Genomic DNA, 21,000 nt, shown 5'->3' with positions numbered 1-21,000 from the left:
TTGTGCGAAGTGGCAATAAAAATAACATCCGGTTTCAACAGTACTTAAATGTCATGTCGTGGTAGCTCAGGGATGGAGCGCCACCTTCAAACCTTAGTGGCGTCCTCGAGCGAGACCATGCACCAACCAGACCAGGATATTCGCAATCGCCTGCTTGTTGCCAGGCTGCCGGCGATGCCGCAAATTCTCGTCAAGCTGCTCGGGCACTTGCAGGCCGACGACCTCGGCATGCAGGAACTGGCCGCCCTGATTGCCAAGGATGCCGGCATCACCGGCAAGCTGCTCGCGGTGGCCAACAGCTCGGCCTACCACCGCGGCAACCGCGCGGCCAACCTGGAGCAGGCGCTGGTGGCACTCGGCACCGACATGATCAAGACCCTGGTCATCGGCGATTCCGTCTTCCAGACCTTCAACAACTTCCCCCATTCGGGCAGCACCGACCTGCGCGCCTTCTGGAAGAATTCGCTGTCCGCGGCCGTGATCGCGCGCGACGTGGCGCGCCGCATGGACTATCCGCACCTGGAAGAAGCCTATCTTGCCGGGCTGCTGCACAACGTCGGGCGCCTGGCCCTGCTCGCCACCGCGCCCAAGGAATACGGCTTCAACTTCACCGCGCGCGACGACGAAGACCTGTGCGCGGTCGAGCAGCGCACCCTGCAGATCACCCACGCCGAAGCCGGCGCCTGGCTGGTCGAGCGCTGGGAGCTCGATTCCTTCCTGGCCGACGCCGTGCTGTACCACCACGAGTCGAGCGAACGCCTGGAATCGGCCCATCCCCTGATCCGCATCGTGCGCCTGGCGCACCTGATGGCCTGTCACCCGGAAGACGACGCGGCCCTGGCCGAAGGCGCGCTGCTGTGCGGACTGGCGCAGGACGAGGTCGCCGAGATGCTGGCCGCCAGCGCGCGCCAGGTCGACAAGGCCGCCGTCCACCTCGGCATCGACTTGACGGGAGCGGACGATATCCCGGCGCCGCCGGCCTATGCGCCGCCTGTCGTCGACCCGGTCCAGCAGCGCCTGTCGGAAGAGGTGCGCAACCTGGTGCTGGTGTCCGAAGTCGGCCAGGCCTTTGCGCGCCAGGAAGGGGAGAGCGCGCTGCTCGAGTCGATGACGCGCACCGCGCGCATCCTGTTCGACTTCGACAACACCGTGATCCTGCTCGAGAACCCGACCGGCCAGCTGCTGGTGGGCGCTCCCGGCATCGCCACCGCGCGCATCGCCGAATTCGCGATCCCGCTGGCCAAGGGCGGGCCGATTGCCGCAGCCGCGCTGGCGCGCCGCCCGGCCTATTTGCAGCGCGGCGGCGACGCCCTCGGCCTGCCCGAGGAACAGCTGCTGCGCATGCTCGGCACCGAGGGCCTGGTCTGCCTGCCGCTGGTGTCCGGCGCGCGCTGCCTGGGCGTGCTGGTGGGCGGCGTGGCATCCTGGCAGCTGGCGGCCTGCCAGAAGCGCGAGCGCTTCCTGCAATCCTTCGGCACCCAGGCCGCGACGGCGCTGGAAAGCGCGCTGCAGGAACGCCAGAATGCGCGGCGCCAGGTGGCCAGCGTGGCCGAGGAATACCGCGAAGCCTCGCGCCGCGTGCTGCACGAAGTGAACAACCCGCTGTCGATCATCAAGAACTACCTGAGTGTCCTCGACAGCAAGCTCGAACGCCACGAGCCGGTGGCGGGCGAGATGTCGGTGCTGAACGAGGAGATCGACCGCGTCGGCCAGCTGATCGGCACGCTCGCCGACATCAAGCCGCTCGAGACCGGCCCGCGCGCCACCGACGCGGTGAAGGTAGCCGAGGACGTGGTGCGCCTGTTCCGCGCCGGCCAGTTCGTACCGGGCAGTGTACAGATCGGCACCGCGCTGCACGACGATGCGCGCCTGGTCGAAGGCGACGCCGACACCCTCAAGCAGATCCTGGTGAACCTGGTCAAGAATGCGGTCGAGGCCCTGGCCGGCAGCGGCGGCGGGCGCATCGAGATCGCGAACCGCGGCCACGTGCACCGCGAGCGCCGCCTGTACCTGGAACTGAGCGTGTCCGACACCGGCCCGGGCCTGGCGCCCGAGGTGATGGCGAACCTGTTCGCGCCCGTGAAGAGCACCAAGGACGGCGCCCACCGCGGCATCGGCCTGTCGATCGTGCATGGCCTGGTGAAGAAGCTGAACGGCCACATCGCCTGCCGCAGCGGCCGCACCGGCACCGCATTCGAAATCCTGCTGCCGGCGTGGTCCGGCGCCAGCGCAGCGCCGGCCCTGCCCGTGCGCGTGCTGGGTTCTGTATAAGGTAAGACCAACGTGTACTCAGCCAGCGCAAGTTCAGCCATGTTCCAGGTTGTGGAGGGCCAGGTTGGCTCAGGTGCCAACGTTGAAACGGGCGCAGAAGTCCACCCCGAACCGCGCCTGCTGCTGGTGGACGACGAGCCGCGCCTGCTCGCTTCGCTCTACGAACTGCTGCGCGACCGCGGCTACCACCTGACCACCGCCAGCTCCGGCAGCGAAGCGATTGCCCATTTGTCGTCGTTGCGCTTCGACCTGGTGCTGCTCGATTTGCGCCTGCCCGACATCGGCGGCCACGAGATCATGGACTTCATCAACGCGCGCGGCATCGACGCCGACGTGATCGTGATGAGCGGCGAAGTCGGCATCGACGCGGCCATCGGCGCCCTCAAGCGCGGCGCCTACGATTACCTGCGCAAGCCCTACGCCCGGGAAGAGCTGCTGAAGACGGTCGGGAATGCGCTGGAGCAGCGGCGCCTGGCGACCATGAATGCGCACATCGCCAACCAGCTGGAAAACTCGGAGAAGATGTACCGCTACCTGGTCGACAGTTCGCCGGACATCATCTATACGCTGAACCACGAAGGCCGCTTCACTTTCGTGAACGACCGCGCTTACCAGTTATTGGGGTTCTCGCGCGATGAACTGATCGGCAAGCATTACTCGATCCTGGTGCACGACGAAGACCTGGAACGCGCGCGCTACGTGTTCAACGAGCGCCGCGTCGACGAGCGCGCCTCGCGCAACGTCGAGCTGCGCCTGAAGTGCCGCGGCGCGCGCAGTAACGCCGGCGACCGCACCTTCAACAATACCCTGATGACGATCTCGCTGAATTCGATCGGCATGCACGTGCCCGACCAGGACGTGAAGAAGCTCGAGTTCTTCGGCACCTATGGCGTGGCGCGCGACATCACCGACCGCAAGCGCGCCGAGGAGGTGATCTCCTACCAGGCCTACCACGACATCCTGACCGACCTGCCGAACCGCATCCTGTTCAAGGACCGCCTGGGCCTGGCCGTGATCCAGGCCAAGCGCAAGCAGACCGAATTGGCGGTGATGTTCATCGACCTGGACCGCTTCAAGCTGGTCAACGACACGCTCGGCCACGTGAAGGGCGACGAACTGCTGCAGCAGGCTGCCGTGCGTTTGAAGGAATGCCTGCGCAAGGGCGACACCCTGGCGCGCCAGGGCGGCGACGAATTCACCATCGTGCTGCCGGAACTGCGCGACCGCGACGACGCGCGCATGGTGGCCGACAAATTCCTGGAAAGCCTGCACCGTCCCTTCGACCTCGATGGCCACGAAGTCCACATCTCGGCTTCGATCGGCATCGCCATCTATCCGGGCGACGGCGAATCGATCGACGAGCTGCTGCGCCATGCCGACATCGCCATGTACCAGGTGAAGGCCCTGGGCAAGAACGGCCACAGCTTCTACCACGACTCGATGCTCGACGTGTCGCACCAGAAGATCGCGCTCGAACACGCGCTGCGCCGCGCGCTCGAGCACAACGAGCTGGAGATGTATTACCAGCCACAGCTCGACGCAGTGAATGGCCGCATCGTCGGCGCCGAGGCGCTGATGCGCTGGAACCATCCGACCCGCGGCTTGCTGTCGGCCGGCGAGTTCCTGCCGTTCGCCGAGGACAACGGCCTGATGCTGCCGATCTCGGACTGGATGATCGGCGCCCTGTGCCGCGACATGCTGCAGTGGAACCTGGCCAGCGGCCAGGAAGTGCGGCTGTCGCTGAACCTGTCGCCGCAATACCTGGACCGCGGCGACTTCTTCGAGAAGATGCGCGGCGCCCTGGTGCGCTACGGGATTTCGCCGAGCCAGATCGAGGTCGAGATCACCGAAAACATCTGCATCCGCAATCCGCAGTACGCGATCGAGCAGCTGCACAAGCTGTGCCAGCTGGGCGTGTCGGTGGCGATCGACGACTTCGGCACCGGCTACTCGTCGCTCTCCTACCTGCACCGCTTCCCGATCCACACGATGAAGATCGACCAGTCCTTCGTGAAAGAGATCCACGACGAGAACGGGCACTACCCGGTGATCCTGGCGATCATCTCGATTGCGCGCGGCCTCGGGCTGCACCTGATCGCCGAAGGCGTCGAGACCGAAGTCCAGTCGAACTACCTGAAGGCGAACGGCTGCGAGACCATGCAGGGCTACCTGTTCTACCGCCCGATCTCGCTGTCGAATTTCATCGGCGTGCTGCGCGCGCAGGGTGCGCCGGCAGGGTCCATTGCCGCGCGCGCCGGCCTGGCCTGATCCGGGACCCAGACTCCACCGATGGATTCCGCCACCGCCCCCGCCCAGGAACGCCACACGGCTGAATTCCTGCGCGTGAAGGGGCTGGCCGAGCGCGGCGTCGCCAGCGCCCAGCACAGCCTGGGCTTCATGTACGTGAACGGCCAGGGCGTGCCCCAGGACTACGACCTGGCCGTGTCCTGGTACCGCAGAGCCGCCGCCGCGGGGCTGGAACAGGCCCAGTACAACCTCGGCGTGATGTACCAGAAGGGCCAGGGCGTGGCCCAGGACCACGCGCAGGCGCTGTACTGGTATGGCTGCGCGGCCGAGCAGGGTTACGCGCCGGCCCAGTACAACCTGGGCTGGCTGCATGCGAAGGGGCTGGGAACGGCCGTCGACGTGCACCAGGCGCTGCACTGGTTCCGCCAGGCTGCGGAGCAGGGCGACGCCGGCGCCCAGCACAACCTCGGCCTGATGTACGAGGGCGGCAAGGGCATCGCCCAGGACCAGGAGGCAGCGTCGATGTGGTACCGGCGCGCGGCCGAAGGCGGCTATGCACGCGCCCAGTTCGCGCTGGCGCTGCGTTACGACAGCGGGCAAGGGGCAGTGCGCGACCCGGCCCAGGCGCTGGCCTGGATGCGCCGCGCCGCGGACCAGGGCCATGCGCCGGCCCAGTTCAACCTCGGCCTGCGCTACGACAAGGGCCAGGACGTGGACCAGGACAGCGCCCAGGCGGTGCACTGGTACACGCGCGCGGCCGAGCAGGATCACCTGAGTTCCCAGTTCAACCTGGCCCTGGTCCACGACAGCGGCCATGGCGTGCCGCGCGACGAGGAAGCGGCGCTGAAGTGGTACCGGCGCGCGGCCGAGGGCGGCCACGCCGGCGCCCAGGACAACCTCGGCCTGCGCTACGAGCACGGCCAGGGCGTGGCGCGCGACGCCGGCCTGGCCGCGCACTGGTACCGCAAGGCGGCCGAACAGGGCCTGCCGGCGGCGCAATACCACCTCGGCCAGTTGTTCGATGCGGGCCAGGGCATGGAACGCGACCCGGAGCAGGCGGCTGCCTGGTTCAAGCAGGCCGCCGAGCAGGGCCACCTGCGCGCCCAGTTCGACCTCGGCCTGCGCTGCGAAGCCGGCAACGGCGTGCCGCAGGATACGGCGCGCGCGCTCGACTGGTACCGGCGCGCCGCCGCGCAAGGCTATGCGCCGGCCCAGCACATGGTCGGCGCCCTGCTCGAGCGCGAAGACCGGGGCGACCCGCGCGAAGCGGCCGAGTGGTACCGCAAGGCCGCCGAGGGGGGGCATGCGCTGGCCCAGTTCGCGCTGGCGCTGCGCTACGACAGCGCCCACGGCGTCGAGCGCGACTACGAGGCCGCCCACTTCTGGTACCTGTGCGCCGCGCGCCAGGGCCATGCACGCGCCCAGTTCAACCTCGGCGTGATGGCGGCGGCGGGGCAGGGCACGCAGCGCGACCCGGTTGCGGCCTATGGCTGGCTGCACCGCGCGGCGCGCGGCGGCATCGCGGCCGCCACGCCCTACCAGAAACGCCTCGCGGCGCGCATGGCGCCGCTGCAGCTGGCGCAAGCCCAGGTGCTGACCGAAGGCGCATAGAAACCCCGCACATCTGATGCACCGGGCATTAGAATACCGCCCACAACACACCACCGTTCCCGGAGACACATGAACAAGAAGCTACTCGGCGCGCTGGCGCTGGCCTTTGCCGGCAGCGCGCTGCACGCCGCACCTGCATCCGCCGCCGCATCGTCCGCACCTGCCGCCAAGGCCGCGCCCTTCGACCGCGCCGCCTACAACATCAACCATAAAAAGTTCGTGCTGCAGAACGGCCTGACCCTGATCGTGCATGAAGACCACAGCGTGCCGGTGGTCGGCGTGAACATGTGGTACCACGTCGGTTCGCGCAACGAGAAGCGCGGCAAGACCGGCTTCGCCCACCTGTTCGAGCACTTCTTCTTCAACGGCTCCGAGAACTACCCGCACGGCTTCCGCGAGGCGATGGACGACCTCGGCGCGAACAACCGCAACGGCACCACGAATACCGACCGCACCAACTTCTTCGAAGACGTGCCGGTGTCGGCGCTGGAGCGCACCCTGTTCCTGGAATCGGACCGCATGGGCTTCCTCGGCAACTACATCTCGAAGGAGATGCTCGAGCGCGAGCGCGGCGTGGTGCAGAACGAGAAGCGCCAGGGCGAGAACCAGCCATATGGCCGCGTGCGCATGGAAGTGAGCGCCAAGATGTACCCGTACTCGCACCCCTACTCGTGGTCGACCATCGGCTACATGGAAGACCTGCAGGCCGCCTCGCTGGACGACATCAAGGAGTGGTACCGCACCTATTACGGCCCGAACAACGCGGTGATCTCGCTGGCCGGCGACATCACGCCGGAACGCGCGCTGGAACTGGTAAATAAATACTTCGGCGCGATTCCGCCGGGCCCGCCGCTGCCGCGCCTGGAAGCATGGATTCCGACCCTGGACCGCAACATCCGCGACGAGATGGAAGACCACGTGCCGCAGGTGCGTGTCTACCGCAGCTGGCATGCCGCCGCCTGGAAGGATGCCGACACCGCGCGTCTGTCGCTGCTGAGCGGCGTGCTGGCCGGCTCGAAGAGCGCGCGCCTGGACAAGCGCCTGGTCTACGACAAGGGCATGGCCACCAATGTCAGCGCCTACCTGAACGACGCCGAACTGGGCGGCACCTTCAACCTGGTGGTCACCGTGAAGCCGGGCGTCGACCCGCTGCTGGTGGAACGCGAAGTCGACGCCATCGTCGCCGAGCTGCTGGACAAGGGACCGAGCGCCGCCGAACTGGCGCGCGTGAAGACCAGTACCCTGGCCGACTTCTCGCGCAGCGTCGAACGCCTGGGCGGCATGGGCGGCCGCTCGGACGTGCTGGCCGAAAGCATGACCTACGGCGGCACGCCGGAAGCCTACCTGGACCGCCTGGAGCAGCTGGCGAACACCACCCCGGCCGAAGTGAAAGCCGCCGGCGGGCGCTGGCTGCGCGCGAATCACTACACGATGACCGTGCGTCCGTTCGCCAAGCTGGCGGCGGCGAAATCGGCCATCGACCGCAAGCAGCTCCCAAGCCTGGGCGAAGCGCCGGACGTCAAGTTCCCGGCCCTGCAGCGCGCCCAGCTGAAGAACGGCCTGAAAGTGATCCTGGTCGAGCGCCACAGCGCGCCGATCGTCAACGCGACCCTGGCCATCGACGCCGGCGCCGCATCGGACAGCAGCGCGAAAGCCGGCGCCGCCGCGCTGACGCTGGACCTGCTCGACAAGGGCACGAAGACGCGCGACGCCTTTGCACTGTCGGACGCATTGGAAAACCTGGGCGCCACCCTGTCCACCGGCACGGGGCTCGACCAGTCGCTGGTGCGCCTGCAAGCCACCGCCGCCAACCTGGCGCCGTCGCTGGCGATCATGGCCGACGCCGCGCTGGCGCCGAGCTTCCCGCAAGACCAGTTCGCCCTGCAGAAATCGCGCCGCCTGGCCGGCATCGGCCAGGAAAAAGCCCAGCCGAACAGCCTGGCGACGCGCATCCTGCCTGGTCTGCTGTACGGCCAGGAGCACGTGTACGGCAAGCCGGCCAGCGGCTATGAAGCCAGCGTCGCCGGCATCACGCGCGACGATCTGGCACAGTGGCACGCGACCTGGTTCAAGCCGGGCAGCGCGACCCTGGTCGTGGCCGGCGACGTCACCATGGACAAGCTGCTGCCGGCGCTGGAAGCCTCGTTCGGCAAGTGGGCGGCCGGTTCCGCTCCGGCCAAGCAGGTGAATGGCGCCGCTTCAGTGTCCACTGCTGGTGCGCCACGCAAGATCTATTTGATCGACAAGCCGGACGCGCCGCAGTCGACCATCGTCGCGGCCCAGCTGTCGCTGCCGTATGGCCAGCCGGAAGACCTGGCGATCGAGCCGGTGATGACCAACTTCGGCGGCATTGCCACCTCGCGCCTGAACCGCAACCTGCGCCTGGACAAGCACTGGAGCTACGGCACCAGCGCGCGCCTGTCGGAAGTGCGCGGCCAGCGCAGCTTCGTCACCATCGCGCCGGTGCAGACCGACAAGACGGTCGAGGCGATGCGCGAAGTGCGCAAGGAAGTGCAGGGCGTGGCGGGCGAGCGTCCGCTGGTCGGCGCCGAGTACGAGAGCATCATGCGCAACATGACCTCGCGCCTGGCCGGCCGCTTCGGCACCCTGAACGCGCTGGAAGGCGCGGCGCTGGCGACCGTCAACCTGGGCCTGCCGGAAGACTACTGGGCGAATTATTCGCGCAACGTCAAGGCGCTGACGCCGGCGCAGCTGGGCCAGGCGGCCGGCAAGTTCGTCAAGCCGGATGCAGTGACCTGGCTGGTGATCGGCGACCTGCGCAAGGTGGAAGCGGGGATTCGTTCGCTGGGCTGGGGCGAGGTGGTGGTGCTGGACCAGGACGGCAAGCCAGTGCGTTGATGTGGTCGTGGCCCGCGGTGGCGGTGGCGGGCGACGCCTCGCCGCCGCGGGTGCAAGGATGGGCACGTAACCGCGTGGGCACGGAGTGCCCACCGTACGGTCCCCTGCACAGTTGACGTAGCGTGGGCACCCTGTGCCCACGCGTAACGATGCATGGTGATGGCTTCCTTCCATTGAAATCTTGCCCCCCGCCAACGCATCCCAAGGCATCCCCGCACCTTCTCCATCTTCCTGTTGTACCCACACCTCACCCGCGCGCCACGCGCAACGCGACTGGTATATGCTGTACATCCATACAGCTCCACCTTTCGCGATGGAACTTACCGATAAGCTCGAAATCCTGGCCGACGCCGCCAAATACGACGCCTCCTGCGCCAGCAGCGGCGCTCCCAAGCGTGTGTCCGACAGCAACGGCGACGGCATCGGCGCCACCACCGGCATGGGCATTTGCCACAGCTACACGCCTGACGGCCGCTGCGTCTCGCTGCTCAAAATCCTGCTCACCAACTTCTGCGTCTACGACTGCCAGTACTGCGTCAACCGGCGCAGTTCGAACGTGCCGCGCGCCCGCTTCTCGGTCGAGGAAGTGGTCAAGCTCACCCACGATTTTTACCTGCGCAACTACATCGACGGTTTGTTCCTCAGTTCGGGCATCATCCAGTCCAGCGACTACACGATGGAGCAGCTGGTCGAGGTGGCGCGCCAGCTGCGTGAAGTGCACAAGTTCCGCGGCTACATCCACCTGAAGACCATCCCCGACGCCGACCCGGCCCTGATCGCCAAGGCCGGCCGCTATGCCGACCGCCTGTCCGTGAACATCGAGCTGCCCACGCACGACAGCGTCACGCGCCTGGCGCCGGAAAAAAACGTGCACATCATCAAGCTGGCGATGGGCTCGATCCGCCGCAAGCTCGACGAAAAGGCCGAGGAACCGAAGGCGCCGGCATTCGCGCCGGCCGGGCAGAGCACGCAGATGATCGTCGGCGCCGACGCCAGCGACGACCACACGATCCTGAACACGGCCGAGACCCTGTACGGCAGCTATAAACTCAAGCGCGTGTACTACTCGGCCTTCAGCCCGATCCCGCAGAGCCCGAAGAGCGTGCCGCTGGCGCCGCCGCCGCTGATGCGCGAGCACCGCCTGTACCAGGCCGATTTTCTCCTGCGCGGCTATGGCTTCACGGCTGGCGAAATCATTCCGCAGTCGGGCAACCTGGCGCTCGACATCGACCCGAAACTGGCCTGGGCGCTGGCCAACCGCGAGCACTTCCCGATGGACCTGAACCGCGCCGACGCTGAAATGATCGCGCGCGTGCCCGGCATCGGCATTCGCAACGCCAAGCGCATCGTCGAACTGCGCCGGCTGCGCCGCGTGCGCTGGGAAGATTTGTCGCGCCTGCGCTGCAGCATGAAGAAGATCGCACCCTTCGTCGTCACGGCCGACTACAAGCCGGCCCAGGGGCAATCGAGCACCCACCTGCTGCGGCGCCACCTGGCCGATGCGCCCGAGCAGATGAACCTGTGGCCGGAATTGCAGGCCGCATGAGCGCGGCGGCCGCGGCGTCGGCAGTTGCGGCCGGCCAGCCGCTGCTGGTCGCCAGCTTCGCCGAATGGCGCGAAGCGGCGCGCGACTTGCTGGTCCACGCGGTCCCGCCGGAGCTGGTCACCTGGAGCCAGCCCGGCGCCGGCGATCTGTTTTCAAGCGCGCCGGCGCCGGCCGAGCCTACTCAGCATCCATCCATCAGCCTGGATGCAACGCGGCCCGCGCCGCATGTGCCGCGCTCGCTGATGGACATGCTGCAAACGGCGGCCTGCTGCCGCATGCCGGACCGCTGGGCTTTTCTCTACCGCGTGATCTGGCGCTGGACGCAAGGCGAGCACGACGTGCAGTCCGCCGCCGATGCCGACGGCGGGCGCCTGCACTCGATGGTCAAGGCGGTGCACCGCGAAGAGCACGACATGCACGCCTACATCCGTTTCCGCGAACGTCCCGAAGCGGCAGGGCCGCCGCGCTTCGTCGCCTGGTTCGAGCCGCACCACGACGTGCTGCCCCAGGTGGCCGAGCATTTCGTCAGCCGCATGGGCAAGGTCAGCTGGATGATCGCCACGCCCGACGCCAGCGTGCTGTGGGACGGCGCCACCCTGCACAATACCGGCCCCCTGATGAACAGCGCGGCCGATCTCGACGACGCCGGCGAAGCGCTCTGGCTCACCTACTACCGCAGCATCTTCAACCCGGCACGCCTGAATACCCAGGTCATGCAAAGTCATATCCCTTCGCGTTTCTGGAAGAACCTGCCTGAAGGAGCGATTGTGCCGAACATGATTACCGACGCCGCCCTCGGCGCGCGCCGCACCGGCCAGGCCCAGGCCGTCGGCCGCAAGAGCGGCGCCACCATCCCGATTGCCCCGGCCGACGCCCAGCCGGAACGCCAGCAGCCGTCGAAGCTGGATGAATGCCGGCGCTGCGAGCTGTGGCAGTACGCCACCCAGGCCGTGCCCGGCGAAGGGCCGACGCATTCGCCGATCATGCTGGTCGGCGAGCAGCCGGGCGACCAGGAAGACCTTGCCGGCCATGCCTTCGTAGGCCCGGCCGGCAAGCTGCTCGACAAGGTATTCGAAGCGGCCGGCGTCGAGCGGCGCGGGCTGTATCTCACCAACGCAGTAAAACACTTCAAGTGGGAGCCGCGCGGCAAGCGCCGCCTGCACAAGACCCCGGCCCAGCGCGAGGTCGAGGCTTGCCATTACTGGCTGGACAAGGAATTGGCGGCGGTGAAGCCGAAAGTGATCGTGGCGCTGGGCAGCACCGCGCTGAAGTCGGTGCTGGGCACCGGCAGCGTGACGCTGAAGGACACGCTGGGCAAGCCGATCCGCCACGAGGGCCGGTGGGTGGTCACCGTCTACCACCCCTCGTACATCCTGCGCGTGCCGGATGAAAACGCGAAACAGCAGGCGTTCAAGGTGATGGTCGATGGCTTGAAGCTGGCGCAGGAGCTTCTGGAGCGGCCGCCGGAAGAACCGCCAGCCTGATGTGTGCGCAATGCTCGCGTCCTGTGTTCGTTATTCCAATCACGGACATCGAGGAAGGCGTAGGGTGGGCTCTCGAGCCCACGCGGTACGGCAGTGGCAGGTGGCGGAGGGTGATCTCGCACGCGGCCACGGATCAACCGATATCGATTGAACATCGTTTCGACCATCAGCAGTAGCACCGCGTGGGCACAAGTGCCCACCCTACAACGTCAAGGGCTTACCGCCACATCGAAGCGCACCAGATCCCCCGCACTGACCTGCTTCGCCGCCGACGCCGGCTCGATCCGCCCGATCGCGAACCCCGGCTGCACCTGCACGATCGCCACCGTGCCCAGCGGCGCTTCCACCGTCCCCAGCGGCACCAGCGGATCGTTGCCGTACACCTGCTGGCGCGCATCCGCGCGGTACAGCACCAGCTGGTCTCCCGGCGTCACCGACGAGGTACTGCCGGCATCGATAAATATCCGCTCGCCCTGCACCTGCACCACCTTGGCCATGAAGGGCAGCGGGGCGATATCGCGGGTGATCTGGGCAATGCCCTCGTCGAGCGCACGCAGGATCGCGCCGCCGAACGGCGTGGCGGCAAAGCTGGCGCTCCCAAAAGGCTTGTCGCGCCCGATGCGGCGTTCGCCCACGCCCTCGGCCACCACGGTGCGGCGCGCCACCAGGGCGCCGCTCAGGCCGTCGTGCACATACAAGGCGATCTCGATGCGGCGCGCATCCTTCTTGAGCAGGCCGTAATAGGCGGGTTTGCCGAAATTGCTGGCGTCGATGATCTCGCCCGAGATCACGAACTGGCTTTCGTACAGGCCGGCGATGCGGCGCACCGCGGCGGTGTCCGCGGCTGGCCCGATCGTGCCGGGCGCAATCACGTAGGGGCTGTCCTTGCCGAGGAACTTGCCGGTCTCGCCCATGCGGCGCAGCAGTTCCTGGGGCAGGCGGGTGGCGATGTTGTCGATGTCGTCGAGCTGGGGCGAGCTGCGCACGTGGAAGGGCGTGACGACGATCTTCTTGCGGTAGGCCAGGTTGACGTTGCCGCGTGGCCGCGCTTCTTCTTCCTTGACGGCCACGCGCACGTGCAGCAGCTGGCCGGTCTGCCATTCGCGCACGATCTTGTAGTTGTCGAATTCGGCGCCCGGCTGGACGCGGCTGCTTTCCAGGGCCTTGCCCGCCGGCTTGGTGCCGCTGCCGGCGGCCACGTCGACGCGGGCCGCGCTGCGCAAACCGAGCTGATCGAGCGCGTCGCGGATCGCCAGCTGGCGCGCACGCGCGGCACCGCCTTCGTCGATCAGGGCCACGCCTTCGGCTTCGGCCGGCGCCGCCTGGGCGGGCGCGTTGAATGCCAGCAGCAGCGCCAGCAAGGCGCCGCCGAACATGCGGCTTGTCTTATTGCTGGGCATGGTAGAACGACGCGCCGTAGGCAGCGCCGGGACCGGCGTTGCCCACCAGGGTGCGGGCGTTCTTGGCCACGGCGGGCTGGGCGGAAGCTTGCGCTTCGGTTGGGACCTGCATCTGCGGTGCATTGGTGTCGAAATCCATCTCCACGGTGGTCTCGTAGGTGCCGTCGTCGCGCTGGGCGTTGTTGGTCACGCGCGCGCCACGGATGAAAGCGTCAATATACACCTTGAAACTGTCATCCTTCAGGGCCAGCGAGCCAACCGTGCTGCCGCCTTCGACGCGCACGCCGTACACCTGCTCGGCCATGGCGCGGTAGGCATCCAGGCGCGCCGCGCGCATGGCCAGCAGCTTGCGCTGGGCCGGCGAGATACGGTCGCATTCGCCCTGGCAGAGGGCGGTGTTGACGGCGCCGTAGCCGGTGGCGGTCAAAGTGACGATGACAGGCTGGGCACGCTGGACGGGCGCCGGCTTGGCGGACATGGTGGGCATGCGCACGGTGCCGCATGCGGTCAGCAGCGTGGTAGCGGCAAGGGCGAGAGCAACGACGAGTTTCATGACGGTTCCGTAGAGTATTCGATGCGCAGTCGAGCGCGGTATCTCCATGGATAACGGATGCGCCCGCCGTATCTTGATGGCCACAGGAAATATTTGTACCGAAATGTCGCAAAAATGCGTGTTTCCTGATGGGTTTGATACTGATCCTGGTCAAACCGGCATTAAAAGAGATATCAATTATGCATATGCCTCTTGTAACATCTTGTTTCTTGCTTATATCGCTTGGCCGTATGACAATACTTTCAGCCAACTCAACAAGAGGGATGTCACGATGTTCACACGCGTTTTACCCGCTCTGACCCTGTGTTTCCTGACGCTGCCGGCGCTGGCCCAGACTGCACCGGCAAGCGAACCTCCAGCGCCTGTGGCCGAGGTGGCGCCGGCTTCCGCGGATGGCGAACCGCTGCCGCAAACTGTCATGGTCTCCGGCCAGCGGCCGGGCCCTGGCTTGTGGAAGGTATCGAAGGGCGAGCACGTGATGTGGGTATTCGGCGCCTACGATGCGCTGCCCAGGACCATCGAATGGCGTTCCCGGGATGCCGAACGCAAGATCGCCCAGTCTCAGGAATACCTGGGCACGCCCGACACCAATATCGGCGTCGGCTGGGGCGGCGTGACCGCCTTGCCCTTCCTGATCGGCTTCAAGAAGAATCCCGACGGCGTCACGCTCAAGGATGTGCTGCCACCCGAGTTATACGCGCGCTGGGCGCCCCTGAAACAGAAATACTTTGCCAACGACGACGACATCGAAGACGAGCGCCCGGTGTTCGTGGCCCAGGAACTGTATCGCCGTGCCATGATCGAGGCTGGCCTGGCGAAGGGAACGGATCCGCGCGAGGTACTCGGCAAGCTGGCCAAGAAGCACAACGTCAAGTACACCGCGACCGCGGTTCACGTGAAGATCGCGGAGCCGGTCAAGGCCGTGCGGGAGTTCAAGAAGACCGTCATGCAAGACGTGCCTTGCCTGGCTGCCACCATGAACAGCCTGGACACCGATATTGCCGCTATCCGCGTGCGCGCGAATGCCTGGGCTGTCGGCGAACTCGACGCCATCGAAAAACTGGATTTCGACGAACGCCAGACCGCCTGCAGCAATGCTTTCCTCAGCAGCGCAATCACGAAACTGCAGCCGGAAATCCTGACGATAAAACAGCGTGCCATCGACAACTGGATGGCCGCAGCCGAGAAAGCATTGGACAACAATACCAGCACCTTTGCCGTGCTGAGCATGCGCGAAGTCCTGTCGCCGCAAGGCGCGCTGGCGAAACTCAAGGCAAAAGGCTATACGGTCGAGAAGCCGAACTGAACGCTTCGTGCAAAGAAGGCGAGGGCGGCTGGCCCATTGTGGCCTGCCAGTTTCGCGCACGTCTGCCGTGCACTGAAATTATTGCTATTGCGATATGATTGCTGTCGCTGCGACATGGTTCTGTGACAAACGAAGCCAGCGCACCCACAGAATAATCAGTGTAAACAAAAGGCCAGAGCATGAAGTTATCCCGCGTCGCCGAGACGATCTCGAATTACGCGCGCGCCGAAATGTACGCGTTGTCCTCGATCCGCAAGCTGTCGGACGTGCACCTGATCTGGGGGCCGCTGTACGCGCGCTCGGCCTACGGCATCGGCGCCAAGGACTTTTCGCTGTACCGCCTGGCCAGCACGCCGAAGCACGCCTGGTCCGATTACCTGATCAACGAGCCGCTCAAGGCGAAATATGCGGCGATTACCTCGAAGGAAGCGCGCCTGATCGCGGACGACAAGTCGCGCTTCTTCGAGCATTGCCATGCCCACGGCATTCGCACCATCCCGATCCTGGCCCTGGTGACGGGCCAACCGTCGAATGGCGGCATCATCCCGCACCTGCACTCGGCCGAGGAACTGGCGCGCGTGCTGGTGCCGGGCGACTATTTCTTCAAGCCGAGCAATGGTTCGCACGGGAACGGTACCTTTTCGCTGCGCGTCGAGGGCAGCACCCTGCACTGGTCCGGCCGCAGCGGCTCGTTCGAGGATTTCTTCAGGCACTGCCAGGCCGCGCTGCAGTTCACGCGCGCGCTGATCGTGCAGCCGAAGATGGTGAATCACCAGATGATCCGCAACATCACCCAGGCCAAGGGTCTGTCGACGGTGCGCATCGTCACGGTGCGCAAGGGGAGCGAGATCAAGGTGATCGGTTCCTGCCTGCGCATCATCGTCGGCGACAGCGAGACCGATAATTTTACCCATGGCTCGAGCGGCAACCTGGTCGGCGCCATCGATTCCGAAAACGGCGAACTGATCGGCGTGCGCTGCTCGATCTCGCGCACCTGGCCGAAGATGACCGACGTGCTGGCCCACCCGCGCACCGGCAAGACCATCGTCGGCCTGAAGCTGCCGCACTGGCAGGACGTGGTCGAACTGGTGACTCGCGCCCATCACTCGATCGACAGTTTGTACACGGTCGGCTGGGATGTGGCGATCACCGATGACGGCCCGGTGATCGTGGAAGCGAACTGGCGCTACGACATCGACATCCTGCAGGTGGCCTACAAAAAGGGCTATCGCCAGGTGATTGCCGAGAACATGACGTTCTGAGCAGACTGCAAAGTTGTCAACGCGCTGCAAACGCGCGTAGAATGCTGGCAACGCGGGTGTAGTTCAATGGTAGAACGGCAGCTTCCCAAGCTTCATACGAGGGTTCGATTCCCTTCACCCGCTCCATTACCTTCCTGCCTTCTGGCGCAGCCAATCCGTGCTGCGGTGAAAACCGCTGTGGGCCGGACCGAAAAATACGCCGCTCGACAATCCTTGTAATTCACACCGTGAGCGCGCCAGCGCCATGCTGGAATCGTGCGCACGACCTTCCGTTCCGACGAACCTGATGTGCGGATGGCTGCCGGCAATCGTCAGCAGCTGCCGTTGGCGCGGCGCCAGGATGCCAGTACCGGGCAAATCCGGGCAGGCCGCCACGCGCGGCTGGATGGCGAGCGACTTGCCTTTAAAACGTATCCTGAGCATCAACGACTGTGGGAGAGAGAGGGTTTCCATGCGAAGCCTTGGTCGGTAAGGGCGCGCGGGCACGCCGATGATGGTGTTTTTATATTCTAGTGGAGTCGCCGGCATGAGGCCGCCCGGCTGACCCAAGCGTGCGCCCCTTGAGCGCGCCGGGGAACTGTGATGACATGGCGGCTCTGCTGGTCCATACCGATCCTTGCCGGAGCGAGCCATGTCATTGCCGTCCATCGAACGCAGGCGCATCCTCACAGCCTCGTTGCAAGCGATGCTTGCGGCCGGCGGCTGCGCGTTCGCTCCAACCTTGCTGGCGCAGCAGCAGGCACCCATCCTCACGCGCCCGATTCCCTCGTCCGGCGAACAGCTCCCGGTCGTCGGCCTCGGCAGCTGGATCACCTTCAATGTCGGCAACGACGCCCAGGCGCGCGCTGCCTGCACCGAGGTGGTGAAAGCCTTTTTCGCCGGCGGCGGACGCCTGATCGATTCGTCGCCCATGTACGGCTCGGCCCAGTCGGTGATCGGCGACGCGCTGGCACGCCTGCAGCATCCACAGGCGCTGTTCTCCGCCGACAAGGTCTGGACCGGCAGCGACGGTGCGGCCCAGATCGAGACCTCGCGCAAGCTGTGGCGCATCCCGCGCTTCGATCTGCTGCAGGTGCATAACCTGCTGGCCGTCGATGCCCACCTGCCGCTGCTGCTGCGCATGAAGGCAACGGGGCGCCTGCGCTACGCCGGCATTACCACGTCCGAGGGGCGGCGCCACGGCGAGATCGTCAAGCTGATGGAAAGCCAGCCGCTCGACTTCGTGCAGATCAGCTACAACGTGCTCGACCGTGAAGTCGAGAACCGCATCCTGCCGCTGGCGCGCGAGCGGCGCATCGCCGTGATCGTCAACCGGCCGTTCCGCCAGGGCGAGCTGACGCAGAGCCTGGCCGGCAAGCCGCTGCCCGCCTGGGCGGCCGAGATCGGCTGCACGACCTGGGCGCAGGTGCTGCTGAAGTTCATCGTTTCGCATCCGGACGTTACCTGTGCCATCCCCGCCACTTCGAACCCGCGCCATGCGCTTGACAACATGCTGGCCGCACGCGGGCCAATGCCGGACCAGAACCTGCGCCGGCGCATCGTTGCCGACGTCAAGAAACTGACGTGAGGAAGCTGACATGAGCGAGTGGTGGACCTACACCCTGTCGGACCTGCTGATGTTCTCGAAGCCGACTTATTTCCGCCTGTTCGCCCTGCTGAACGAGGCGGTATGGCCGGCGCACCTGATCGCGCTGCTGGCCGGGCTGGCGCTGGTGGGGGCCATCGTGCGCGGTGCGGGCAAGGCGGGGCGCCTGGCGGCGGCGCTGCTGGCCATCTGCTGGATCTGGGTGGCCTGGACTTACCACGCGCAGCGCTATGCCGGCATCAACCTGGCGGCGCCGTACTTCGCGATGGGTTTTGCCTTGCAGACCGTGCTGCTGTGCTGGCTGGGTACGCACCGCCGCGCGCCGGCCATCGCTTCCTGGCGCGGCCCGCTGGGCGGCCTGGCCTTTGCGCTGGTGCTGGCGGGGCTGGTGGTCTACCCGCTGTTTGCCGTGTTCGACAAGCGCGGCTGGCAGCAGGCCGAAGTCTTCGGCATCGCGCCCGACCCGACCGTGATTGCCACCCTCGGCATGTTGCTGCTGTGGCGCGCACCCTGGTTCCTGTGGATCGTGCCGCTGCTGTGGTGCGCGGTCAGCGGCGCCACGCTGATGGAACTGCGTTCGCCGCAGGCCTGGGCCTTGCCGGCCGCCGGTTTGCTGGCGCTGGCGGCGATGCTGGTTGCGCGTCTGCGCATGCGGCCGCTGCCGCGCCAGCACCAGCACACCTCGTCTACTGGCTGAGCAGGCTGCCCGTGCGGTAACCCGTTTCACCTGCGATCTTGCAAACGTGCATGCCACGCAGCAGGTGGCGATGCGAGGTGCTGGCAAAGAACACGCCGGCACGCGTTGGTTTGACGGGCGTCACCTTGCCCGTCACCGGGTTGACGATCTCGGCCACGGTTTCATCGGCTTGCACCCGGTCGCCCAGCTTTTTCAGGAACACCAGCACGCCCGAGTGCGGCGCGGCCAAGGGTTCCACGGCGTCGAGCGGGGTCGGCTGGCAGATCGCCTGCGGCAGCGGTTTCACCGGGATGTCGAGCACGCCGGCGTGCGTCAGGTATTGCAGCAGCGCTTGCGCATCCGGCTGGGCCAGGTCGTAGCGCACGTCGTTTTCGCCGCGCAGCTCGACGGTGATCGCCACGCAGGCCGGCGGAATCGCCACGTCCGGCCCGAAGTGCTCGGCCAGGTCCCACCACAGGCGGCTGCAGGCTTCATCGAAAGGCTCGCCGCCCGATTCGCGCGCCAGCAAAATGGCGTGGGCGCCCATCAGCGCCGCCAGCGGCTGGGCAGCCTCGGCCAGCGGCTCGCCGGCGTACATGTGCAGCACCGATTCGTTGTCGCAGTGCAGGTCGAGCATGATGTCGGCATCGATCGCCATCGACAGCAGGGCTTTTTTCAGTACGCCGCCGGCGGTGGACGGCGTCCATTCCGCCAGCGAGCTGCGCGCGTGCTCGCGGATCAGGGCGACATTCGCCTCGGCATCCTGGCCCAGCTTGCCTTCCAGGGAGACCTTCAGGTCTTGCGCCACGTGCTTGTAGGCGCGGTTGAAGTTGACGCCGGTCGACAGATCGTAGCGGCCGAAGGGTGTACCGTGGATGGTCTGCGACAGGCCGATCGGATTCGCCGCGGGCACCAGGACGATTTCGCCCTGGATGCGGCCCTCCGCTTCCAGGCGGTCGAGTTCCTGGCGCAGGAAGTGGGCGACGAGCATGGCCGGCACTTCGTCGGCGTGCAGCGAGGCCTGGATATACACCTTCTTGCCGATGCCGGGCTGGCCGTAGTGGAAGGAGGTAAGCTGGAAAGTGGCGACGTTGTCTTCGATCGCGATCGGGTGTTTGGTCGAATGCATCATGGCCTCGGCGGCTGCTGGAAGGAGGAAATATTATCGCGCAAATTGCCTTTATGATCACATCGTAATGTGGCGCAGCAACAGCTCTGCGGCAGGGTTGCAACAGTAATGATGCCGGGAGGGTAGGCTATAATGTCGCCGTTCTGTCCTCCTTGTTCTGTCCTCCTATCCCAGATTCCCATGTCCGAAGAAAAGCCAAGCAACGGCCCCGCCCGTACGATGCTGTACGACCCTACCGAACACCGCATCCGCAGTTTCGTCACGCGCGCCGGCAGGCTGTCGACGGGCCAGGCGCGCGCCTTTGAGGAATTCGGGCCGCAATTCCTGGTCGAGTACAAGAAGGAACAGCTCGACTACGAGGGCGCTTTCGGCCGCAAGGCGCCGGTCATCCTGGAAATCGGCTTCGGCATGGGCGACACCACGGCCCACATCGCGCGCCTGATGCCGGAGAAGGATTTCATCGGCGTGGAAGTGCACACGCCGGGCGTGGGCAGTTTGCTCAAGCAGATCGGCGAGCAGTCGATTTCCAACCTGCGCCTGATCCAGCACGACGTGTTCGAGGTGCTGAACCACATGATCCCGGACGGTTCGCTGGCCGGCGTGCACGTGTTCTTCCCCGACCCCTGGCACAAGGCGCGCCACAACAAGCGCCGCCTGATCCAGTCGCCGTTCGTCAAGCTGCTGTGCCAGAAGCTGGAAACCGGCGGCTACCTCCACCTGGCGACCGACTGGGAAGACTACGCGGTGCAGATGCTGGAAGTGCTGGGCGCCGAAGACATGCTGGCCAATACCGCCGAGGGCTATGCACCGCAGCCGGCCTACCGGCCGCTGACCAAGTTCGAGAACCGTGGCCTGAAACTCGGCCATGGTGTGTGGGATCTGGTGTTCACCAAGAAGTAATCAGACAAGCTGCCGGCATTGTTGGCATTGTCGGCCGTACCGACGTAGGGTGGGCGCTCCTGTGCCCACGCGTGAACGATGGGCACACGCGACGCTCATTAACGTCAACACGATGCACACGTCACGCGTGGGCACGGGGCGCCCACCCTACGCTAGCAAGCTGTATCGACG

Annotated in this window: 15 protein-coding genes and 1 tRNA gene; 12 read left to right on the top strand and 4 right to left on the bottom strand. The window is 66.1% G+C overall.

The window, feature by feature from the left end; all coding sequences use genetic code 11:
* The first annotated feature begins 117 nt into the window (after positions 1-117).
* From QWL29_RS04455 to QWL29_RS04430, 6 genes are all read left to right on the top strand, one after another.
* Entirely contained in the window at positions 118-2,271 is a 2,154-nt protein-coding gene (locus QWL29_RS04455; RefSeq protein ID WP_305821680.1) for an HDOD domain-containing protein, read from the top strand.
* 39 nt (positions 2,272-2,310) lie between these two features.
* Positions 2,311-4,539 (top strand): EAL domain-containing response regulator, encoded by a 2,229-nt coding sequence (locus QWL29_RS04450; protein WP_305821679.1) that lies wholly within the window; start codon positions 2,311-2,313, stop codon positions 4,537-4,539.
* Positions 4,540-4,560: 21 nt separating this feature from the next.
* Entirely contained in the window at positions 4,561-6,129 is a 1,569-nt protein-coding gene (locus tag QWL29_RS04445; RefSeq protein WP_305821678.1) for a tetratricopeptide repeat protein, read from the top strand.
* 69 nt (positions 6,130-6,198) lie between these two features.
* Complete coding sequence (locus QWL29_RS04440; protein ID WP_305821677.1) at positions 6,199-8,988, top strand: M16 family metallopeptidase; 2,790 nt, start codon at positions 6,199-6,201, stop codon at positions 8,986-8,988.
* 313 nt (positions 8,989-9,301) lie between these two features.
* Positions 9,302-10,534 (top strand): putative DNA modification/repair radical SAM protein, encoded by a 1,233-nt coding sequence (locus tag QWL29_RS04435; RefSeq protein WP_305821676.1) that lies wholly within the window; start codon positions 9,302-9,304, stop codon positions 10,532-10,534.
* Entirely contained in the window at positions 10,531-12,018 is a 1,488-nt protein-coding gene (locus QWL29_RS04430; protein ID WP_305821675.1) for a UdgX family uracil-DNA binding protein, read from the top strand. The genes QWL29_RS04435 and QWL29_RS04430 overlap by 4 nt, the downstream gene beginning before the upstream one ends.
* A gap of 209 nt (positions 12,019-12,227) precedes the next feature.
* Here QWL29_RS04430 and QWL29_RS04425 read toward each other — a convergent pair whose 3' ends face one another.
* Both QWL29_RS04425 and QWL29_RS04420 read right to left on the bottom strand, forming a co-directional pair.
* The gene (locus tag QWL29_RS04425; RefSeq protein WP_305821674.1) at positions 12,228-13,418 is read right to left on the bottom strand and encodes a flagella assembly protein FlgT middle domain-containing protein; all 1,191 of its coding nucleotides are present in this window, start codon (positions 13,416-13,418) and stop codon (positions 12,228-12,230) included.
* Positions 13,405-13,971: an LPP20 family lipoprotein gene (locus QWL29_RS04420; protein ID WP_305821673.1), complete on the bottom strand. Its 567-nt coding sequence runs from the start codon at positions 13,969-13,971 to the stop codon at positions 13,405-13,407. The genes QWL29_RS04425 and QWL29_RS04420 overlap by 14 nt, the downstream gene beginning before the upstream one ends.
* Before the next feature lie 271 nt (positions 13,972-14,242).
* Here QWL29_RS04420 and QWL29_RS04415 point away from each other — a divergent pair, with 271 nt between their 5' ends.
* The 3 genes from QWL29_RS04415 to QWL29_RS04405 all read left to right on the top strand — a co-directional run bounded on the left by QWL29_RS04415 (position 14,243) and on the right by QWL29_RS04405 (position 16,665).
* The gene (locus QWL29_RS04415; RefSeq protein ID WP_305821672.1) at positions 14,243-15,277 is read left to right on the top strand and encodes a TraB/GumN family protein; all 1,035 of its coding nucleotides are present in this window, start codon (positions 14,243-14,245) and stop codon (positions 15,275-15,277) included.
* 179 nt (positions 15,278-15,456) lie between these two features.
* Positions 15,457-16,539 (top strand): sugar-transfer associated ATP-grasp domain-containing protein, encoded by a 1,083-nt coding sequence (locus tag QWL29_RS04410; RefSeq protein WP_305821671.1) that lies wholly within the window; start codon positions 15,457-15,459, stop codon positions 16,537-16,539.
* Between the two features lie 52 nt (positions 16,540-16,591).
* Positions 16,592-16,665 (top strand) — tRNA-Gly (locus tag QWL29_RS04405).
* On the opposite strand, the gene QWL29_RS04400 is transcribed toward QWL29_RS04405, so the two are convergent.
* A complete protein-coding gene (locus QWL29_RS04400; RefSeq protein ID WP_305821670.1) occupies positions 16,666-16,992 on the bottom strand; it encodes a hypothetical protein in 327 nt (108 codons plus the stop codon).
* A 178-nt stretch (positions 16,993-17,170) separates the two neighbouring features.
* On the opposite strand from QWL29_RS04400, the gene QWL29_RS04395 reads away from it, so the two are divergent.
* Entirely contained in the window at positions 17,171-18,106 is a 936-nt protein-coding gene (locus QWL29_RS04395) for an aldo/keto reductase (protein ID WP_305821669.1), read from the top strand.
* Positions 18,107-18,116: 10 nt separating this feature from the next.
* Complete coding sequence (locus tag QWL29_RS04390) at positions 18,117-18,821, top strand: DUF6064 family protein (protein ID WP_305821668.1); 705 nt, start codon at positions 18,117-18,119, stop codon at positions 18,819-18,821.
* On the opposite strand, the gene QWL29_RS04385 is transcribed toward QWL29_RS04390, so the two are convergent.
* Complete coding sequence (locus QWL29_RS04385; RefSeq protein ID WP_305821667.1) at positions 18,811-19,929, bottom strand: succinylglutamate desuccinylase/aspartoacylase family protein; 1,119 nt, start codon at positions 19,927-19,929, stop codon at positions 18,811-18,813. The two genes, QWL29_RS04390 and QWL29_RS04385, sit on opposite strands and share 11 nt — an antisense overlap.
* 219 nt (positions 19,930-20,148) lie before the next feature.
* Between QWL29_RS04385 and trmB the strand changes: the two genes are divergently transcribed.
* Positions 20,149-20,829 (top strand): tRNA (guanosine(46)-N7)-methyltransferase TrmB, encoded by a 681-nt coding sequence (trmB, locus tag QWL29_RS04380; RefSeq protein WP_305821768.1) that lies wholly within the window; start codon positions 20,149-20,151, stop codon positions 20,827-20,829.
* The last annotated feature ends 171 nt before the right edge of the window (positions 20,830-21,000 follow it).

This window comes from Massilia brevitalea (assembly GCF_030711405.1).
Taxonomy (GTDB): Bacteria; Pseudomonadota; Gammaproteobacteria; order Burkholderiales; family Burkholderiaceae_D; genus Telluria; species Telluria brevitalea.
This window is presented reverse-complemented; position numbering and strand designations above follow the sequence as displayed.